Source organism: Paraglaciecola sp. 2405UD69-4 (assembly GCF_047525415.1).
GTDB lineage: Bacteria > Pseudomonadota > Gammaproteobacteria > Enterobacterales > Alteromonadaceae > Paraglaciecola.
In genome coordinates, this window is sequence record NZ_JBLIXM010000013.1 from 1 (window position 1) to 1,265 (window position 1,265).

1 protein-coding gene is annotated in these 1,265 nt (G+C 38.1%); it reads right to left on the reverse strand.

Going from position 1 to position 1,265, the window contains the following annotated elements; all coding sequences use genetic code 11:
• Positions 1-1,225, reverse strand: a protein-coding gene (locus ACMUMK_RS18915) for an IS3 family transposase (protein ID WP_414702712.1) whose coding sequence is annotated in 2 segments (ribosomal slippage) — positions 1-856 and positions 856-1,225 — 1,226 coding nt annotated over the 2 segments. Because the reading frame shifts where the segments join, the coding sequence is not laid out codon by codon here. This gene is flagged as partial in the annotation.
• Positions 1,226-1,265 lie beyond the last annotated feature (40 nt).

Sequence of the window (1,265 nt, forward strand, 5' to 3'; positions counted from 1 at the left end):
AGCTTTTGCTCCTGGTCTTTTTTATGCACTTGGTTTGGTGTTTTCATTCCTAAACTCAAGTGCGGCCTCAATTCATTGTATATCAATATTGATTCATCGATAAGCTGCCTTAGCTCTTCTAGGTTTTGACATTTATAGAGTAAGAACTCCTGCTTCAATATGCCGTTAATACGCTCAGCCAGTGCATTTTGATAACAATCATAGCCATCAGTCATTGATGGAATAATGCCATTTTCATTAAGTTTTACTTGATATACCTGCGAGCAATACTGTAACCCTCTATCTGAATGATGAATCGTACTGCATTGATACTGACGATTATTGATGGTCATATCTAATGCCTTAACAACATCTGTCGCCTTCATTTCATCACTGAGTTCATATCCCATAATTTTGCGACTATACGCATCTGTTACTAGCGATAGATAGTGAACACCTTGTGCTGATTGAACGTAGGTTATATCACTTACAAATATCTCTTCTGGCCTCGATGGTTGCCTATCTTTAAGCAAGTTAGGATGCTTTTTCATCCAATGTTTACTAAAAGTCGTTTTGGTATAACTACGCTTTGGTTTAACCAATAAATGTTCATTTTTCAAGTAACTAAAAAAAGCGTCTCGACCTAAACTTATGCCTTGCTCTATGAATTTGGGTTTAAGTAGAAAGTATAATTTTCTTCCACCTAAACGCGGCATAAAGCGTCGTATTTCCAATACCATCGCTTTAACTGGTGCGAGTTCAATAGCACGCAATTTAGCTCTACGCTCTCGTTGATATATCGCTTGTCTCGTTATACCAAGCAGCTTGCAAGCACGTTCTAAGCTAACTATTTTTTGCTTTTGAAGGCTTCTTGCTCCTTGGCAATATACTTTTTTCGAAGGCTTGTCCCATGCTCAGCGTCAAGAATATTAACCACTTCATTGAGTAACAGGTTACGTAAGTGCTCATCTTCGAGCTCTCGTTCGAGACGCTTGATTTTTTGAGCGGGACTTTCTTTGGCTTTAGGTGATGCAGGCATAGTTATCTTAGGTGATTGAGTCCAATCCATCTTACCGTGTTTTCTTAACCAAGTAAGCACAGTTGAACGACCTTGTATGCCATAAATTTTTTGGGCTTGTTTATAGGTCATATCGCCTTTTTCTACAGCGTCGACAATTTGTAATTTAAAGCCTAATGAATAATCTCGTTGTGTTCGTTTAAGCGGTGTATTATTTGACTTGGTCATAATAAGTCCTAAATGTGTAAACACATTTCAGGACGAGACA